Annotated in this window: 16 protein-coding genes; 7 read left to right on the top strand and 9 right to left on the bottom strand. The window is 68.1% G+C overall.

What is annotated here, in order from left to right; genetic code table 11:
• Nucleotides 1–180: 180 nt before the first annotated feature.
• The 3 genes from H0X90_RS07055 to alr form a co-directional block, all read right to left on the bottom strand.
• Entirely contained in the window at nt 181–447 is a 267-nt protein-coding gene (locus H0X90_RS07055) for a DUF2866 domain-containing protein (protein WP_077190689.1), read from the bottom strand.
• Between the two features lie 149 nt (nt 448–596).
• Nucleotides 597–1,973, bottom strand: coding sequence for a DNA repair protein RadA (radA, locus tag H0X90_RS07050; protein WP_006488230.1), 1,377 nt, complete (start codon nt 1,971–1,973; stop codon nt 597–599).
• Between the two features lie 11 nt (nt 1,974–1,984).
• Nucleotides 1,985–3,055 (bottom strand): alanine racemase, encoded by a 1,071-nt coding sequence (alr, locus tag H0X90_RS07045; protein WP_006488243.1) that lies wholly within the window; start codon nt 3,053–3,055, stop codon nt 1,985–1,987.
• A 218-nt stretch (nt 3,056–3,273) separates the two neighbouring features.
• On the opposite strand from alr, the gene lplT reads away from it, so the two are divergent.
• The gene (gene lplT / locus H0X90_RS07040) at nt 3,274–4,581 is read left to right on the top strand and encodes a lysophospholipid transporter LplT (RefSeq protein WP_006488251.1); all 1,308 of its coding nucleotides are present in this window, start codon (nt 3,274–3,276) and stop codon (nt 4,579–4,581) included.
• A 58-nt stretch (nt 4,582–4,639) separates the two neighbouring features.
• Nucleotides 4,640–5,449 carry a bifunctional hydroxymethylpyrimidine kinase/phosphomethylpyrimidine kinase gene (gene thiD / locus H0X90_RS07035; RefSeq protein ID WP_048989263.1) on the top strand — a complete coding sequence of 270 codons (810 nt, stop codon included), beginning with the start codon at nt 4,640–4,642 and terminating at the stop codon, nt 5,447–5,449.
• 18 nt (nt 5,450–5,467) lie between these two features.
• On the opposite strand, the gene H0X90_RS07030 is transcribed toward thiD, so the two are convergent.
• From H0X90_RS07030 to tsaB, 4 genes are read right to left on the bottom strand one after another with little or no spacing between them, the layout of a single operon-like run.
• Nucleotides 5,468–6,433, bottom strand: coding sequence for a DUF1853 family protein (locus H0X90_RS07030; protein WP_077190690.1), 966 nt, complete (start codon nt 6,431–6,433; stop codon nt 5,468–5,470).
• Entirely contained in the window at nt 6,430–7,461 is a 1,032-nt protein-coding gene (locus H0X90_RS07025; protein WP_077190691.1) for a uracil-DNA glycosylase, read from the bottom strand. The genes H0X90_RS07030 and H0X90_RS07025 overlap by 4 nt, the downstream gene beginning before the upstream one ends.
• Nucleotides 7,448–7,948 carry a ribosomal protein S18-alanine N-acetyltransferase gene (gene rimI / locus H0X90_RS07020; RefSeq protein WP_006486170.1) on the bottom strand — a complete coding sequence of 167 codons (501 nt, stop codon included), beginning with the start codon at nt 7,946–7,948 and terminating at the stop codon, nt 7,448–7,450. Before rimI ends, H0X90_RS07025 begins: the two co-directional genes overlap by 14 nt.
• Entirely contained in the window at nt 7,945–8,712 is a 768-nt protein-coding gene (gene tsaB / locus H0X90_RS07015) for a tRNA (adenosine(37)-N6)-threonylcarbamoyltransferase complex dimerization subunit type 1 TsaB (protein WP_077190692.1), read from the bottom strand. Before tsaB ends, rimI begins: the two co-directional genes overlap by 4 nt.
• A gap of 147 nt (nt 8,713–8,859) precedes the next feature.
• Here tsaB and H0X90_RS07010 point away from each other — a divergent pair, with 147 nt between their 5' ends.
• The 3 genes from H0X90_RS07010 (at nt 8,860) to aceA (ending at nt 12,729) form a co-directional block, all read left to right on the top strand.
• A complete protein-coding gene (locus H0X90_RS07010) occupies nt 8,860–9,129 on the top strand; it encodes an acyl-CoA-binding protein (RefSeq protein WP_006478462.1) in 270 nt (89 codons plus the stop codon).
• A 357-nt stretch (nt 9,130–9,486) separates the two neighbouring features.
• Entirely contained in the window at nt 9,487–11,031 is a 1,545-nt protein-coding gene (locus H0X90_RS07005) for a DEAD/DEAH box helicase (protein WP_006498667.1), read from the top strand.
• A 390-nt stretch (nt 11,032–11,421) separates the two neighbouring features.
• Nucleotides 11,422–12,729, top strand: a complete 1,308-nt coding sequence (gene aceA, locus H0X90_RS07000) for an isocitrate lyase (RefSeq protein WP_006498666.1) — start codon at nt 11,422–11,424, stop codon at nt 12,727–12,729.
• 211 nt (nt 12,730–12,940) lie between these two features.
• On the opposite strand, the gene H0X90_RS06995 is transcribed toward aceA, so the two are convergent.
• Nucleotides 12,941–13,375 carry a universal stress protein gene (locus H0X90_RS06995; RefSeq protein ID WP_006481942.1) on the bottom strand — a complete coding sequence of 145 codons (435 nt, stop codon included), beginning with the start codon at nt 13,373–13,375 and terminating at the stop codon, nt 12,941–12,943.
• A gap of 165 nt (nt 13,376–13,540) precedes the next feature.
• The gene (locus H0X90_RS06990) at nt 13,541–14,446 is read right to left on the bottom strand and encodes a LysR family transcriptional regulator (RefSeq protein WP_006481938.1); all 906 of its coding nucleotides are present in this window, start codon (nt 14,444–14,446) and stop codon (nt 13,541–13,543) included.
• A 154-nt stretch (nt 14,447–14,600) separates the two neighbouring features.
• On the opposite strand from H0X90_RS06990, the gene H0X90_RS06985 reads away from it, so the two are divergent.
• Both H0X90_RS06985 and aceB read left to right on the top strand, forming a co-directional pair.
• Complete coding sequence (locus H0X90_RS06985) at nt 14,601–15,362, top strand: haloacid dehalogenase type II (protein WP_006498665.1); 762 nt, start codon at nt 14,601–14,603, stop codon at nt 15,360–15,362.
• A gap of 65 nt (nt 15,363–15,427) precedes the next feature.
• Nucleotides 15,428–17,020: a malate synthase A gene (gene aceB / locus H0X90_RS06980; protein ID WP_006481940.1), complete on the top strand. Its 1,593-nt coding sequence runs from the start codon at nt 15,428–15,430 to the stop codon at nt 17,018–17,020.
• Nucleotides 17,021–17,151 lie beyond the last annotated feature (131 nt).

Raw genomic sequence — 17,151 nt, 5'->3', positions numbered from 1 at the left:
CGGCGCGCCATCAGCCGATGATCGCTTCATCGGCGGTGCAGCGCGTCGGGGCGTCACCGCCCCACGAATCCGCCCGGCCGCGCCGCATCCGGAAACGATGAGGCCGGGCGCGCTGGCCCGGCCTCGTTTTCATTGCGTTTGACGTAGTTGCCCGGCCCGTCGGCCGGCCGCGCGAGCCGCTCAGCGGCGCGGCAGCGTGTCGCGCGGCATCTGCTCGTCGTCGCCCATCAGGTGCCGGCGCCCTTTGATCGGCCGGCGGATCGCCGCGGCGACTTCCGCTTCCGTCACATCCTCGGATACGACCTTGCGCGCCAGGCGCCCTTCTTCGTCGATCCATTCGACGATCCGGCATCCGCCGCCCCACGGCTGGCGAATCGGCTCCGACACGCGGCAGCCGCGCAGGTTGTAAAGGCGTCCGCCAGCCGCTTCCCCGTACGATTTCAACATAGGTTCCCTTCGCATTGCGCGGTTCGACAATCCGGCAAAGGATAGGGAAAAGCGATGTCCAGCGGGTTACAGCAGCCTACATATTCTTTACAGCGAATTACGCGACAGATCGCCGGGCGATGTACGGTCCGCGCGCGGGCCCGCGCCGCTCATTCAAGATCGCGCACGCGGTCGATCGCCTGCTCGAGCCGCTCGACGGCCATCACGTTCAGCCCTTCGATCGGCTGTTTCGGCGCATTCGCCTTCGGAATCAGCGCGGACGTGAAGCCGAGCTTCGCCGCTTCGCGCAGCCGTTCCTGCCCGCGCGGGGACGGCCGGATCTCGCCCGCCAGCCCAACCTCGCCGAACACGATCAGCCCTTTCGGCAGCGCCTTGTTGCGCATCGACGAGTGAATCGCGAGCAGCACCGCGAGGTCGGCGGCCGGCTCGGTGATCTTCACGCCGCCCACCGCATTGAGGAACACGTCCTGATCGAAGGCCGCGATGCCCGCGTGGCGGTGCAGCACCGCGAGCAGCATCGCGAGCCGGTTCTGTTCGAGGCCGACCGCGAGCCGGCGCGGGTTCGGCACGTGCGCGGTATCGACCAGCGCCTGGATTTCGACGAGCAGCGGGCGCGTGCCTTCCTGCGTGACGAGCACGCACGACCCGGGTACGACCTGCTCGTGCTGCGACAGGAACAGCGCGGACGGGTTGGCTACGCCGCGCAGCCCGCGCTCGGTCATCGCGAACACGCCGAGCTCGTTGACCGCGCCGAAGCGGTTCTTGAACGCGCGCACGAGCCGGAACGACGAGTGCGTGTCGCCTTCGAAGTACAGCACCGTGTCGACGATGTGCTCGAGCACGCGCGGGCCGGCCAGGTTGCCCTCCTTCGTCACGTGCCCGACCATGATGATCGCGGTGCCCGACTGTTTCGCGATGCGCGTGAGCTGCGCCGCGCATTCGCGCACCTGCGCGACCGAGCCGGGCGCCGACGTGAGCGCGTCCGAATAGACGGTCTGGATCGAGTCGATGACGGCCACGTCCGGCCGCTCCGTATCGATCGCGGCCTGGATCTTCTCGAGCTGGATCTCGGCGAGCAGCTTCAGTTCGGCAGCCGGCGCGCCGCCGTCGAGCAATGCGAGCCGTTGCGCGCGCAATGCGATCTGCGCGGCCGATTCCTCGCCACTGATATAGAGCGCGCGCCGCTCGCTCGCGATATCCGCGAGCGACTGCAGCAGCAGCGTCGACTTGCCGATGCCCGGATCGCCGCCGATCAGCACGACGCCGCCCGGCACCAGCCCGCCGCCCAGCACGCGGTCGAATTCGCCGATGCCGGTGGAGAAGCGCGGGACGTCGGCGGCCTCGATGTCGGCGAGCCGCTGCACCGGCGCCCGCTTCGCGAGCGACTGGAACCGATGGGCGGCCGGCGACTCGGCGACCGATTCGACGAGGGTGTTCCAGGCCTGGCACGACGGGCACTGCCCCTGCCACTTCGGGGTCTGTCCGCCGCACTCGCTGCAGACGTAAACGGTTTTCTGTTTGGCCACGCGCGACGCCCTTATTCCGCTCGCACCGGCACACGGCCGGCGACCGCGCACATCAGCTCGTAGCCGATCGTCCCGCAATGGCGCGCGACGTCGTCGATCGGCAGCGCGTTGCCCCACAGTTCGACCCGCGCGCCGACGCCGGCCTGCGGGCACGGCGTCAGGTCGACGGTGATCATGTCCATCGACACGCGACCGACGATCCGCGTACGGATGCCGTCGACGATCACGGGCGTGCCTTCCGGCGCAACGCGCGGATAGCCGTCCGCGTAACCGCACGCGACCACGCCGATCCGCATCGGCGCCTGCGCGGAAAACGTCGAGCCATAGCCGATCGCCTGGCCCTTCGCGATCGTCTGCACCGCGATCAGCTCGGACGCGAGCGTCATCGCCGGCTTCAGCCCGGTATCCGCGATATCGGACGACAGCCCGGACGGCGACGCGCCATACAGGACGATCCCCGGCCGCACCCAGTCGAAGTGCGTATCCGGATGCCACAGCACGGCCGCCGAATTCGCGAGGCTGCGCGCGCCGGCGATGTTTTCCGCGCCGCGCTCGAACGTCGCGAGCTGCTCGGCGACGCCGCGCTCGTTGTCCGCGTCCGAAAAATGGGTCATCAACGTGATCTGGCCGATGCCGGGGCACGCGCGGGCGCGCTCCCACGCGGCGCGGTATTTCTCCGGCACGTAACCGAGCCGGTTCATCCCGCTGTTCATCTTGAGCTGCACGTTGACGGGCTTCGACAGCCGCGCCGTTTCCAGCATCCGCATCTGCTCGTCGTTGTGGACGGTCGTGGTCAGGCTGTAGCGGTCGATCACGTCGATGTCGGTCGAGCGGAAGAAGCCTTCGAGCAGCAGGATCGGGCCGGCCCAGCCGAGCTCGCGCAGCTTCACGGCCTCGTCGAGGTCGAGCAGGCCGAAGCCGTCGGTGCCGCGCAGGCCCGGAAACACGCGGGCGAGACCGTGGCCGTACGCGTTGGCCTTGACGACCGCCCAGACCTTGGACGGGCCGGCAAAGCGGCGGACGACGGAGAGATTGTTCGCGAGAGCGGCGGTGTGGATGGTGGCGGAGATCGGGCGCGGCATGGGAAATTTACGTAAAGACGCTTGCGAATCATCAGCTTACCGCGCCTTTTGAGCACCGAAGCCGACAATTTGCGGAACGATCGGGGAATCTTGCTAGTCCGAATTCGCGTATTTTCATGTTATAAAGCCGTGCGCACAACCCATTTCGAACGGAATAAGCCGATCGCATACCAGGCGGCCTACGCGGCCCTGCCGCAGCGACGAAAGCATCGCATCAGATGAAAAAAGGTTTTTACACCATCATGGCCGCGCAGTTTTTCTCGTCGCTGGCCGACAATGCGCTTCTCATCGCCGCCATCGCCCTGCTGAAAGACCTCCACGCCCCCAACTGGATGACACCGCTGCTGAAGCTGTTCTTCGTGTTGTCGTATGTGGTGTTGGCGGCGTATGTCGGTGCCTTCGCGGATTCGCGCCCGAAGGGCCGCGTGATGTTCATCACCAACTCGATCAAGGTGATCGGCTGCCTGATCATGCTGTTCGGCGCCCACCCGCTGATCGCGTACGGGATCGTCGGGTTCGGCGCGGCGGCCTACTCGCCCGCCAAATACGGAATTCTCACCGAGCTGCTGCCGGCCGACCGGCTGGTCGCCGCGAACGGCTGGATCGAAGGCACGACCGTCAGCTCGATCATCCTCGGCACCGTGCTCGGCGGCGCGCTGATCAGCCCGCACATCGCGTCGCACGTGATCGCGCACACGCCCGCCTGGATCGGCACGCCGGCCGAAGCCGCGATGGCGATCATCATGGCCATCTACGTGGTCGCCGCGCTGTTCAACCTGCGCATTCCCGACACCGGCGCCCGCTACCCGAAGCAGGAACGCGGCCCGGTCAAGCTGCTCACCGATTTCGCCGACTGCTTCATGGTGCTCTGGCGCGACAAGCTCGGCCAGATTTCGCTGGCGGTCACCACGCTGTTCTGGGGCGCGGGTGCGACGCTGCAGTTCATCGTGCTGAAGTGGGCCGAGGTGTCGCTCAACATGTCGCTGTCCGAAGGCGCGATCCTGCAGGCCGTGGTCGCGGTCGGCGTCGCGGCCGGCGCGATCGCCGCGGCCGCCCGGATTCCGCTGAAGAAGTCGCTGACCGTGCTGCCCGTCGGCATCGTCATGGGCATCGCGGTGATGCTGATGGCGTTCTACACGCGCGACCTGTTCCCGTCGCACTGGGCCGTGCACTTCGGCCATCTGCGCCTGCCGTTCTACCTGATCGTCGCCTACATCTTCCTGATCGGCGTCGGCGCGCTGTCCGGCTACTTCGTCGTGCCGATGAACGCGCTGCTGCAGCATCGCGGCCACGTGCTGCTGTCGGCCGGCCACTCGATCGCGGTGCAGAACTTCAACGAGAACCTGTCGGTGCTCGTGATGCTGTGCCTGTACGCGGTGCTCGTGTGGCTCGACGTGCCGGTCGGCGTCGTGATCGTGCTGTTCGGCACGTTCGTGTGCCTGACGATGTGGCTCGTGATGCGCCGCCACCAGGCGAACCAGCGTCAGTTCGACTCGGTCGCGCTGATCGGCGAATCGCGGCACTGACGCTACACTCTCCGTTTCCGTCCGCCGGCGCCGGGCCTCGAACCGGCGCGTTGCCCTCATGACGCACCCGATACCCAACATCCTGACGATCGCCGGCTCCGATTCGGGCGGCGGCGCAGGCATTCAGGCCGACCTGAAGACGTTCTCCGCGCTCGGCGCGTACGGCGCGAGCGTGATCACCGCGCTGACCGCGCAGAACACGCGCGGCGTGACGGGCGTGCATGCGCCGGACGCCGCGTTCGTGACCGCGCAGCTCGACGCGGTGTTCGGCGACATCCGCATCGATGCGGTCAAGATCGGGATGCTCGCGAACGCAACGATCGTGCAGGCGGTGGCCGACGCGCTGCGCCGTTACGCGCCGCGCTTCGTCGTGCTCGACACGGTGATGATCTCGAAGAGCGCCCACGCGCTGCTCGCACCCGATGCCGTCGACGCGCTGCGCGACACGCTGCTGCCGCTCGCGACGGTCGTCACGCCGAACCTGCCCGAAGCGGCCGCGCTGCTGAACGACGCACCCGCCACCACCGAAGACGAGATGGTGCGGCAAGGCCGCGCGTTGCTGCAGACGGGCGCCCGCGCGGTGCTGATGAAGGGCGGCCACCTGCCCGACGCGTCCGCCAGCCCCGACTGGCTCGTCGAAGCGACGCGCACCGTGCGGCTCGACGGCGCGCGCGTGCCGGTCAGCAATACGCACGGCACCGGCTGCACGCTGTCGTCGGCGATCGCCGCGCTGCTGCCGCAGCAGCCCGACCTCGAAAGCGCAGTACGCGAAGCAAAGACCTACCTGACCGGCGCGATCGCCGCGAGCGGCCACCTCGACGTCGGCCACGGCGTCGGCCCGGTCCATCACTTTCATCGCTGGTGGTGAGCGCCCGCTGACGCGGGGTCAGTGATCCTGCGCCGCGAACGCCTGCGCGCGCACCGGCCAGTCGTCGGGCACGACGAAACCGCGCGCCGTCTCGCGCCACGTGCCGTCACTACCCTTTTCATGGACCGCGATCAGATCAGGCGCCTGGCGCGTCGCCAGCACGGGCGGCAACGCCAGCGCGCTCGCCAGCGGCTCGGGCGCGAAACCCGCGCCGGCGGCAGCCCGCCGCGGCGCCAGCCACGCCAGTCTCGGCAACACGCTCCATGCCGCGCCGTCCCGCTGCGCGGCCGCCCACGCCGGCCACTGCGCGTGCGTCAGCCAGAAACCGCGCGGGTGATCCGGCGCGATTTCGGCGGACACCGGCGGCACCGGCGCACCGTGCGGATGGAACAGCCAGCCCTTGATGAACATCTGCGCATCGGACGGCGCGCCGTAGCCGAGCCGGGCAAAGCCGTCGTGTTCGCCGAGCCGCAACTGATGGTCGAGCAGCCGGCTGCGCTTGCGATCGAACCGGTCGACGAGATTGGGGCCGACGAAATCGGCGAGCGACGCGCCGTCGCGGACCGGCGCGCACAGATAACACTTCACCGCGAGTTCCCAGTGCAGGCGCCGGCCGTCCGGCGCATCGACGAGAAAATCGACTTCGCCGAGCGTGCGGCCGTTGCTGCGCAGTGGCAGATTGGCCGCGACGAGCCGCAGCGACGGCCCGTGCGTCAGGAAGTACTCGAGCAGGCATTCGGCGTAGCGGCCCAGCCGGGTGGGCCGAAATCCGTCGAGCGCGCGATGCAGCGGCCCCGGCTGCGCATCGAGCGCGGCGAGCCACGCCTCGACGGCCGCTTGGCCCGCCGCATCCGGCCATGGGCACGCGAGCGGCGCGCCCGGTACCGCGGTGAGCAGGCTCGGGCTGGCCAGCAGCCAGCCCAGATCGCGCACCGCGACGTCATGCAGCGTGTCGACGAATGCGAACGCCGCGTCGCTCGTCATTGCCCGGCCGGGCCGTTCGCGTCGGCGCCTTCCGCACGCCGGAACGTATTGCGCGCGAGGCACAGGTCGGCCCACGCCTTCGACTTGTCCTGCAGGCTGCGCAACAGATAGGCCGGGTGGTAGGTGACGATCACCGGCACGCCTTCGTACGCATGCACGCGGCCGCGCAGCGACGCGATGCTCGCGTCCGTCTTCAGCAGCGTCTGCGCCGCGAAACGGCCGAGCGCGACGATCAGCTTCGGCTTCACGAGCGCGACCTGGCGCTGCAGATACGGCTCGCAACTCGCGACTTCGTCCGGCTCCGGGTTGCGGTTGCCGGGCGGCCGGCACTTGATCACGTTCGCGATGTAGACGTTGTCGCCGCGCTTGAGCGACAGCGACTGCAGCATGTTGTCGAGCAGCTTGCCGGCCTGGCCGACGAACGGCTCGCCCTGCTTGTCCTCGTTCTCGCCCGGCGCTTCGCCGATCAGCATCCAGTCCGCTTCGCGATCGCCGACGCCGAACACGGTGTTGGTCCGCTTCTCGCACAGACGGCACAGCGTGCAGTCGGCCACGCGCGCGGCCAGCGCATCCCAGTCGAGCGCGGCGACCGGTGTGCCGGCGGGGCGCGATTCGGCGGCCGGCACGGGCACGGATTCGCCCGGCGGCGCCGCGTCGAACCACGCGAAATCGTCGTCTGCCGCCGGCGGCGCATCGCCCGTCGGCGGCATCGTATCGGTCGATGCGGGCGATGCAGCCTGCGCGCGCGGACGATCGCCGTCGACGACACCGTGCGCCGGCGCCCGCGACTCGCGCGCCGGCAAGCCCTCGGCAGCGCCACGCGCGACCGCCGTCGGCGCATCGCCCTGCACCGGCGCATGCGCTGCACGCACCGGCCGCTCGACCGCGACGGCCGAACCGTCGTCGGCCGCCGCGGTTGGTGCGACGGCAGGCGCTTCGGCTGCCGCGCCTTCATCCGCGCGCTGCCCGCGCCGCACCCAGATCTGCGCGAGGCCCAGTTCCTCGAGCGCCGCTTCAGCCCATGCCATGCGCGTCCCCCTCGTCCTTGTTCAGCGTCAGACGCATCACGATCGCGTCCTCCCGGCTGCGATGCTTCGCCGGATAGTAGTTCTTGCGCCGGCCGATCGTCACGAAGCCGAAGCGCTCGTACAGATGAATCGCGCGCGGATTGGACGGCCGCACTTCGAGCAGCACGCCATCGAGCCCCTCCGCGCGCGAAATGCGCACGGCCTCGCGCAGCAGCGCGAGGCCCGCGCCCGCATGCTGCGCGGCCGGCGCGACGCACAGGTTCAGCAGATGCATCTCGTCGATCACGGGCATCAGCACGCAATAGCCGACGAGCGACCCCGTCACGTGCCGCAGGCATACGCCCAGATAGCCGTTGCGCAACGAATCCTCGAAGTTGCCGCGACTCCACGGGAACTCGTACGCGACGTGCTCGATCGCGACGACCTCGTCGAGATCGGCGTCCGTCATCGGCGCCAGATAGCGGTCGCTCAGCAGGACGCCCGTCATCCCTTCGCTCCGCCCGTCTGCGCGGCCCGTGCCGCGATGCGCTCGGCAGTCGTCTGCGCGACCTTGTCGCGCACGTACTCGGGCGCGGCCTGGTCGGCCGGCACCGCACGTCCGGCACGGAACGCACGCAGCGCCGCATGCGCGACCGCCAGTGCGTGCGGCATCGCGTCGCCGTCGATCGCGGCCGCCCGTGCGGCGGCCGGCAACTGCGCGCCGAACGCGGCAGCCGCATTGCCGGCGAGCGTGAACGGCACGTCGGGTACGCCGACGGCGCCCGGTGCGTCGAGCGACGCCGGCCGCAGCGTGCGCCAGTCGCCGATGCCGTCGTCCCACGCGAAATCCGCCCAGTACGCTTCATCCATCCGCGCGTCGAGCGCGGCGAGCACGCGGGTCGTGCCGGGTGCGCGCAGGCGCGCATGCTCGGCGCACGCGAGCAGCGTGCCGATCGGCACGACCGGCAGCCCGGCCCCGAACGCGAGGCCCTGGGTAATGCCCGTCGCGGTCCGCAGGCCGGTGAACGAGCCGGGGCCCGCGCCGAACGCGATCGCGTCGCAATCGGCGAGCGTCAGCCCGGATTCGGCGAAGAGTTCCTGGATCGCCGGCAGCACGCGCGTGCTCGACACGGCGCCCGTCGGCTCGTGACGGACCCAGGTTTGCGGGGTGGAAACGGCGTCATCGGCGTGGGCCGAGCGCAGCAGCGCGACCGAGCAGTATTCGGTCGACGTATCGATGGCGAGGAGCACTGTTTGCGTCATGGCCGACATTGTAATGCGCCGCCCCGCTCCCACGGGCGATCGGGCCCGATCTGTGCGCACGGGCGGCGCCGGCGGCGGTTTGGAAGGATCGCTCGACCCCGCGCGACGGTCCGCTTGTTAAGATCGGCCGATCTGAAACCCTTACGGAGACACCCGATGAGCGAACTCACCGCCCAATTCGACCAAGCCCAGATCGACGTCAAGCAACTGACGGAACGGCCGGGCAACCTGACCCTGCTGCGCCTGTACGCGCTCTTCAAGCAGGCGACCGACGGCGACGCGCACGGCGACAAGCCGGGTTTCACCGACATCGTCGGCAAATACAAGTACGATGCCTGGGAAGCGCTGAAGGGCACGTCGCAGGATGCGGCGAAGCAGCAGTACATCGAACTCGTCGAATCGCTGAAAAACGGCACGGCGTCCTGACGGAATCGACGCCGCCGCAATCGGCAATCAAATCAGTGGCGCAGCGCAGCAAATTTCTTTATAATGCGGCCTGCGTCACCTCCCGCGCTCGGCTCGCAAGCCGTTCCGGCCCGACGCCTCGTAGCGTTACGCTCCAATCCGGTTTAGAACCTGTCCCCTCCTGCTTCGACCCTTGCGGTCGTCAACTAGGCTGGCGGCCCCGCTCCTGAAGCGCGCCGCACCCAAAACAGCTTCTAATGCCTCATCCGCCGACGGTTCGGCGGATTGCACCCGTTTCCCGATTTGCTCGCTGAATCCGACGACTTGGGTATGCGCGATTGGCGCCGACGTTTCACCCACTGTGTTTCAAGGATTGTTATGACTTCGAGCATCAACTCCAGCCCGCTCAACGCGATCGCCGACCAGGCGCTCGGTCTCGACGACGCCGCCGCACCGGCCGCGGTCGAACCGGCGTCGGACGAGCCGAGCTTCGCGTCGCTCGGGTTGTCGCCGGAGATCGTCTCCGCGCTGCAGGCCGCCGGCTACGTGAAGCCGACGCCGGTCCAGCAGCGCGCGATTCCGGCCGGCATCGCCGGCCGCGACCTGCTGGTGTCGAGCCCGACCGGTTCGGGCAAGACCGCCGCATTCATGCTGCCCGCGATCGAACGTTTCGCGCAGCTCCAGAAGACGCAGGCGCAGCAACCGCGCGCGCCGCGTGAACCGAACCAGGGCGACCGCCGCGCGCGCCGCCCGCAACCCGTCGCGCGCCCGGGCCTGCTCGTGCTGACGCCGACCCGCGAACTCGCGATGCAGGTCACGACGGCCGCCTCGACGTACGGCAAGCACCTGAAGCGCCTGCGCACGGTCAGCATCCTCGGCGGCGTCGCGTACGGCCAGCAGCTGATGCTGCTCGCGAAGAACCCGGAAATCCTGGTTGCCACGCCGGGCCGCCTGCTCGATCACCTCGAGCGCGGCCGCATCGACCTGTCCGAACTGAAGATGCTCGTGCTCGACGAAGCCGACCGCATGCTCGACATGGGCTTCATCGAAGACATCGAAACGATCGTCGACGCCACGCCGGACACGCGCCAGACGATGCTGTTCTCGGCCACGCTCGACGGCAAGATCGGTTCGCTGACGAGCCGCCTGCTGAAGGACCCCGAGCGCATCGAGATCCAGCAGCGCCTGGAATCGCGCGCGAACATCGCGCAGACCGTCCATTACGTCGACGACCGCGATCACAAGGATCGCCTGCTCGATCACCTGCTGCGCGACGACGCGCTCGACCAGGCGATCATCTTCACGGCGACCAAGATCGATGCCGACCAGCTCGCCGGCCGTCTTGCCGACGCAGGCTTCGAATCGGCCGCGCTGCACGGCGACCTGCCGCAGGGCGCGCGTAACCGCACGATCCGTGCGCTGCGCGAGCGCCGCGTGCGCGTGCTGGTGGCCACCGACGTCGCGGCACGCGGCATCGACATCCCGGGCATCACGCACGTGTTCAACTACGACCTGCCGAAGTTCGCGGAAGACTACGTGCACCGTATCGGCCGTACCGGTCGCGCGGGCCGTTCGGGTATCGCGGTGAGCCTCGTGCACCACGCCGAGCAAGGCGCGCTCAAGCGCATCGAGCGCTTCGTGCGCTCGCCGCTGCCGGTCAACGTGATCGAAGGTTTCGAGCCGCGCAAGGCGCCCCCGCGTAACGGCGGCAACGGCGGCCGCGGCCGTCCGGGCGGCGGTAACGGCGGTCGTCGTTTCGGCGGCAAGCCGGGCGGCGGTTATGGCGGCAACGGCAACGGCCGCAGCTACGGCGGCGGCAATGGCGGCGGCTGGAGCGGCAAGCCGGGCGGCAGCCGTGACGGCGGCCCGCGTCGCGACGGTCAACGCAGCGGCGGCCCGCGCCGCAGCAATTCGGCATCGTAAGCACACCCGGGCGGCCCTGCGGCCGCCCCGCGGATCGGCGCCCTGCCCATCCAGCCAACCGGCGCATCCGCGCCGGTTTTTTTTCGCCTTGTCGAAATTTCACGATGCGGGAAATTTTTTTGTGTCGTAAAAAATCATGCTGCACGGCACAACCCGTGTGATTGCGGGATAGGAAAATGCATTTCTTATCTCGAAATGATGCAAGCAACCCATTGATTCAAAACAACTAAAAAAATCGACACTTCCCGCGATAGCCCTTGTTTCGCTCCCGACGATTTGCCTAGACTCTTATACAAGACCTCGCGGAACGGAACGCCTCGCTTCCCTCGCGAACAGCATCACCCCGTCGGATTCGGATCGTCACGCATACCTCGCATCAAGGAGCTCATCATGTCGCGTCAGCAACAGGCACAGGAACTGCAGCAGCAATGGGAAACCGATCCGCGCTGGAAGGGCATCAAGCGCGGCTACTTGGCCGAGGACGTGGTCCGCCTGCGCGGCTCGATCCCGATCGAGCACACGCTGGCCAAGCGCGGCGCGGAAAAACTGTGGAACCTCATCAACAACGAGCCGTTCGTCAACGCACTCGGCGCGCTGACCGGCAACCAGGCGATGCAGCAGGTCAAGGCCGGCCTGAAGGCCATCTACCTGTCCGGCTGGCAAGTCGCCGGCGACGCGAACGTCGCGGGCGAAATGTACCCGGACCAGTCGCTGTACCCGGCGAACTCGGTGCCGCTCGTCGTCAAGCGCATCAACAACACGCTCACGCGCGCCGACCAGATCCAGTGGTCGGAAGGCAAGAATCCGGGCGACGAAGGCTACGTCGATTTCTTCGCGCCGATCGTCGCCGATGCGGAAGCCGGTTTCGGCGGCGTGCTCAACGCGTTCGAACTGATGAAGGCGATGATCGAGGCCGGTGCGTCGGGCGTTCACTTCGAGGACCAGCTCGCGTCGGTGAAGAAGTGCGGCCACATGGGCGGCAAGGTGCTCGTGCCGACGCGCGAAGCCGTCGCGAAGCTGTCGGCCGCGCGTCTCGCGGCTGACGTGATGGGTACGCCGACCGTGCTGGTGGCCCGCACCGACGCGGAAGCCGCCGACCTGATCACATCCGACGTCGACGACAACGACAAGCCGTTCCTGACCGGCGAGCGCACGGTCGAAGGCTTCTTCCGCACGAAGCCGGGCCTCGAACAGGCGATCTCGCGCGGCCTCGCGTACGCACCGTACGCCGACCTGATCTGGTGCGAAACCGGCAAGCCGGATCTCGAGTACGCGAAGAAGTTCGCGGAAGCGATCCACAAGCAGTTCCCGGGCAAGCTGCTGTCGTACAACTGCTCGCCGTCGTTCAACTGGAAGAAGAACCTCGACGACGCGACGATCGCGAAGTTCCAGAAGGAGCTCGGCGCGATGGGCTACAAGTTCCAGTTCATCACGCTGGCCGGCTTCCATGCGCTGAACTACTCGATGTTCAACCTCGCGCACGGCTATGCCCGCACGCAGATGAGCGCATTCGTCGAACTGCAGCAGGCCGAGTTCGCGGCCGCCGACAAGGGCTTCACGGCCGTCAAGCACCAGCGCGAGGTCGGCACGGGCTACTTCGACGCGGTCACGCAGACGGTCGAGCGCGAAGCGTCGACGACCGCGCTGCACGGGTCGACCGAGGACGAACAGTTCTTCGACGGCAAGAAGGTCGCGTAACACGCCCAGGCGTGACGCCGATGCCTGCCGCGTCTCGCGCCGCCGCGGCATCGGCCACCGGAACAACAATCAGGGAGGAGACGGCAGGCGCGCGACACCGATCGCGCGACCGGCCGCGCGGCCTGCGGGCCGCCAGCAACGATGCGCGCCGGCTTCGTCCGGCGCGCCCTTTTTCTACGGTGCAGCCCGCCTGGCCACGGCCGGCGCTGCCCTACCGATAGACGATCACCGGAATTTTCGTATGGGTCAGCACGCGCTGCGTCTCGCTGCCGATCAACAGGCTGCCGAGCCCGCGGCGTCCGTGGGACGCCATGAAGATCACGTCGCACCCCCCGCGTTCGGCCGCCTCGATGATGCCGAGATACGGCGACGGGTGCACGCTCGTCCACGTGTCGCACTCGACCCCGGCCGCCTGCGCGGCCGCTTCCACCTCGTCGAGATGCGCACGCGCCTCGCGCTCGCTGCGCGCGCGGAAATCGGCGGGCGGCTCGATGATCACTTCGGAAAACGGCGAGTACGGATATTGCGGCAGGCACGCGTAGGCCGTCACGCGCGCGCTGACCGCACGAGCCAGGTCGATCGCACCGTCGATCGCCTTCTGCGACAGTTCGGAACCGTCGGTTGGAACGAGGATGTGCCGGAACATCGCGCCCTCCTTCGTCAATCGCACGCCGCGCGCCGCGGCTCCAGCCGAGCCGGCCGCGACACGACGCGCATGCCTCTTACGATTGTAGTGTGCGAAATCGCGCCAGCCGCACCGCCAGCGGGTTCGCCCTCATATCGGAAACACGCGGGCGCGCGCCGCCCCCGCCTATTCGCCCCAATAACCGGGCCGCTCGTACGTATGCTTCAGGTAATCGAGAAACAGGCGCACCCGCAGCGGCAGATGCCGGCGCTGCGGAAACACCGCGTGGATGCCGATCGGCGGCGCGGCGAACGCGTCGAGCACGCTGACGAGCCGCCCGGCCGCGATGTCCTCGCCGACTTCCCACCACGAGCGCCACGCGAGGCCATGGCCTGCGAGGCACCACTCGTGCAGCACCGCGCCGTCCGAGCATTCCATCGTGCCGTTCACGCGGATCGACACGACCTTGTCGTCCTCCTGGAACGCCCAGCCGCGCTGCTGGTTCGCGTTCGCCGCCAGGGCCAGGCAGTTGTGCCGCGCCAGTTCCGCGAGCGTGACCGGCGTGCCGCGCCGCGCGAGATATGCGGGAGACGCGACGCACACGCGGCGATTCTCGCCGAGCTTCAGCGACACCAGCGACGAGTCGGGCAACTCGCCGAGCCGCACCGCGCAATCGAACCCTTCGTTGACGAGATCGACCATCCGGTCGGACAGGTCGAGCGTGACCGACACGTCCGGGTGCCCGACGCTGAATTCGGGCACGAGCGGTGCGACGTGCCGGCGGCCGAAGCCGGCCGGCGCGGAAATCCGCAGGTGGCCGCTCGCCTTGACGCCGCCGGCGGACACGCTCGCTTCCGCGTTCTGCATGTCGTTGATGATGCGCTGGCAATCCTCGAGGAATGCCGAGCCCTCGAACGTCAGCGTGAGCTTGCGCGTCGTGCGCACCAGCAGCTTGACGCCGAGCCGCTCCTCGAGCGCGTCGAGGCGGCGCCCGATGATCGCCGGCGCGACGCCTTCCGCATGCGCCGCCGCCGACAGGCTGCCTTTCGCCGCGACCGCGGCGAACGTTTCGATCTGTTTGAACCGGTCCATGACTCTCGGCGACGGCATCGCCGCCCTTCAAATAGCGTGAGCCGCTCAAGATTAGGTATATGAAAGTAAAAGATCAAGTGATGATTAGCGTCTTTTTTAGCACCTTCGATCACGAATAGAATCGACCCGACCTCTGAAACTGGAGCGCAAGGCTATGTCGGCCACAACGACACTCTCCTCTCCCGACGCCATTCTCTTCGACGCTTTCGGCACGTTGTTCGACGTGCGTGCCGTGCTGGCCGCGGCAGAGCAGATGTTTCCCGGTCACGGGGAACGGTTGTCGCAGCTGTGGCGACGCAAGCAGATCGAATACTCGCAGTTGCGCACGCTCGCCGATCCGGCCGGCGCCCGCTACCGCCCGTTCCGGGACATCACGCTCGATGCGCTGCGGTTCGCCGCGCGCCGGCTCGGGCTCGCGCTGAACAGCGCGGCCGAGAAGCGCTTGATGGACGAATACGCGTGCCTGTCGACCTATCCCGACACGGTGCCCGCGTTGCGCAAGCTGCGCGCGCTCGAACCGCGCCCGCCGCTCGCGATCCTGTCCAACGGCACCCCGCAGATGCTCGACATCGCGATCAAGAGCGCCGGCATGTCCGGGCTGTTCGATCGCGTGCTGTCAGCCGACACCGTGCGCGCGTACAAGCCGAGCCCGGCCGCCTACGCGCTCGGCACCGCCGCGTTCGGGGCGAACCGGCGCGGCATCGTGTTCGTGTCGTCGAACGCGTGGGACGTCGCCGGCGCCACCTGGTTCGGCTACACGACGTTCTGGCTCAACCGCACGGGCGCGCCCGCCGAGGAACTCGGCGCGCCGCCCGACGGCACGGGCACCGGCATGGCCGACCTGCTCGCCTTCCTCGCCACCCCGGCTCCGTCCGGCAAACCTGCGAACCGCACGCGCCCCGGCCCGGGTGCATGACGCTCGCAGCTGCCGCCTTCCCCCTTCACCGAAACCGCAACTGACCGACCAAGGAGATGAGACTCATGAGCACCCCGATCACGCTGCCGCAAGGCATGACGATCACCGGCGAAATCAAGCCGGGTTACGAAGCCATCCTGACGCCCGACGCGCTGGCACTCGTCGCGGCGCTGCACCGCACGTTCGAGCCCCGCCGCCAGGCGCTGCTGCAGGCGCGCGTCGAGCGGACGAAACGCCTGGACGCGGGCGAGCGCCCCGACTTCCTGGCCGAGACGAAGGCGATTCGCGAAGGCGACTGGAAGGTCGCGCCGCTGCCGGCGGACCTGCAATGCCGCCGGGTCGAGATCACGGGCCCCGTCGAGCGCAAGATGATCATCAACGCGCTGAACTCGGGCGCCGATTCGTACATGACGGACTTCGAGGATTCGAACGCGCCGAGCTGGACGAACCAGATCGACGGCCAGATCAACCTGAAGGACGCGGTCCGCCGCACGATCTCGCTCGAACAGAACGGCAAGTCGTACAAGCTGAACGACAAGGTCGCGACGCTGATCGTGCGTCCGCGCGGCTGGCACCTCGACGAAAAGCACGTGACGGTCGACGGCCAGCGCGTGTCCGGCGGCATCTTCGATTTCGCGCTGTTCCTGTTCCACAACGCGAAGGAACTGCTCGCGCGCGGGTCGGGCCCGTACTTCTACCTGCCGAAGATGGAAAGCCATCTCGAGGCGCGCCTGTGGAACGACATCTTCGTCGCCGCGCAGGAAGCGGTCGGCGTGCCGCGCGGCACGATCCGCGCGACGGTGCTGATCGAGACGATCCTCGCCGCGTTCGAGATGGACGAGATCCTGTACGAACTGCGCGAACACAGCTCGGGCCTGAACGCCGGCCGCTGGGACTACATCTTCTCGGCGATCAAGAAGTTCAAGAACGACCGCGACTTCTGCCTGGCCGACCGCTCGAAGATCACGATGACGGTGCCGTTCATGCGGGCGTACGCGCTGCTGCTGCTGAAGACCTGCCACAAGCGCAACGCGCCGGCGATCGGCGGGATGAGCGCGCTGATCCCGATCAAGAACGATCCGGAAGCGAACGACAAGGCGATGGGCGGCGTGCGCTCGGACAAGCAGCGCGACGCGACCGACGGCTACGACGGCGGCTGGGTCGCGCACCCGGGCCTCGTGCCGATCGCGATGGAAGAGTTCGTCAAGGTGCTCGGCGACAAGCCGAACCAGATCGCGAAGCAGCGCGACGACGTGCAGGTCGAAGGCAAGAACCTGCTCGACTTCCAGCCGGAAGCGCCGATCACCGAAGCCGGCCTGCGCAACAACATCAACGTCGGGATTCACTACCTCGGCGCATGGCTCGACGGCAACGGCTGCGTGCCGATCCACAACCTGATGGAAGATGCGGCGACGGCCGAGATTTCCCGCTCGCAGGTGTGGCAGTGGATCCGTTCGCCGAAGGGCGTGCTCGACGACGGCCGCAAGGTCACGGCCGAACTCGTGCGTGAATTCGCGAAGATCGAGCTCGACAACGTGAAGCGCGCGGTCGGCGGCAACACGCAGCCGTACGAACGCGCCGCGGCGATCTTCGAGCAGATGTCGACGTCGGAAGGCTTCACCGAATTCCTGACGCTGCCGCTGTACGAGGAAATCTGACGCGCCTGTCCGATGCGCTCGACGGCCGGCCCACGCCGTGCCGCCGCTCGCACGCGGTGACGGCATGAAAAAAGCGCCCCGCGGGGCGCTTTTTTTCTTGTGTGGCGAATTCAACCGCCGCCGGCAGGCGC

It is taken from the genome of Burkholderia sp. 9775_39 (assembly GCF_015712225.1).
GTDB classification, from domain to species: Bacteria; Pseudomonadota; Gammaproteobacteria; order Burkholderiales; family Burkholderiaceae; genus Burkholderia; species Burkholderia cenocepacia.
This window is presented reverse-complemented; position numbering and strand designations above follow the sequence as displayed.

Bases quoted from the DNA above. Each gene is read 5' to 3' on its own strand.
- H0X90_RS06985 (WP_006498665.1), top strand. From the start codon at position 14,601: ATGTCGGCCACAACGACACTCTCCTCTCCCGACGCCATTCTCTTCGAC.
- thiD (WP_048989263.1), top strand. From the start codon at position 4,640: ATGACGCACCCGATACCCAACATCCTGACGATCGCCGGCTCCGATTCG.
- H0X90_RS07005 (WP_006498667.1), top strand. From the start codon at position 9,487: ATGACTTCGAGCATCAACTCCAGCCCGCTCAACGCGATCGCCGACCAG.
- H0X90_RS06990 (WP_006481938.1), bottom strand. From the start codon at position 14,446: ATGGACCGGTTCAAACAGATCGAAACGTTCGCCGCGGTCGCGGCGAAA.
- aceA (WP_006498666.1), top strand. From the start codon at position 11,422: ATGTCGCGTCAGCAACAGGCACAGGAACTGCAGCAGCAATGGGAAACC.
- lplT (WP_006488251.1), top strand. From the start codon at position 3,274: ATGAAAAAAGGTTTTTACACCATCATGGCCGCGCAGTTTTTCTCGTCG.
- alr (WP_006488243.1), bottom strand. From the start codon at position 3,055: ATGCCGCGCCCGATCTCCGCCACCATCCACACCGCCGCTCTCGCGAAC.
- aceB (WP_006481940.1), top strand. From the start codon at position 15,428: ATGAGCACCCCGATCACGCTGCCGCAAGGCATGACGATCACCGGCGAA.
- H0X90_RS06995 (WP_006481942.1), bottom strand. From the start codon at position 13,375: ATGTTCCGGCACATCCTCGTTCCAACCGACGGTTCCGAACTGTCGCAG.
- H0X90_RS07025 (WP_077190691.1), bottom strand. From the start codon at position 7,461: ATGGCATGGGCTGAAGCGGCGCTCGAGGAACTGGGCCTCGCGCAGATC.
- H0X90_RS07030 (WP_077190690.1), bottom strand. From the start codon at position 6,433: ATGACGAGCGACGCGGCGTTCGCATTCGTCGACACGCTGCATGACGTC.
- rimI (WP_006486170.1), bottom strand. From the start codon at position 7,948: ATGACGGGCGTCCTGCTGAGCGACCGCTATCTGGCGCCGATGACGGAC.
- H0X90_RS07010 (WP_006478462.1), top strand. From the start codon at position 8,860: ATGAGCGAACTCACCGCCCAATTCGACCAAGCCCAGATCGACGTCAAG.
- H0X90_RS07055 (WP_077190689.1), bottom strand. From the start codon at position 447: ATGTTGAAATCGTACGGGGAAGCGGCTGGCGGACGCCTTTACAACCTG.
- tsaB (WP_077190692.1), bottom strand. From the start codon at position 8,712: ATGTCGGCCATGACGCAAACAGTGCTCCTCGCCATCGATACGTCGACC.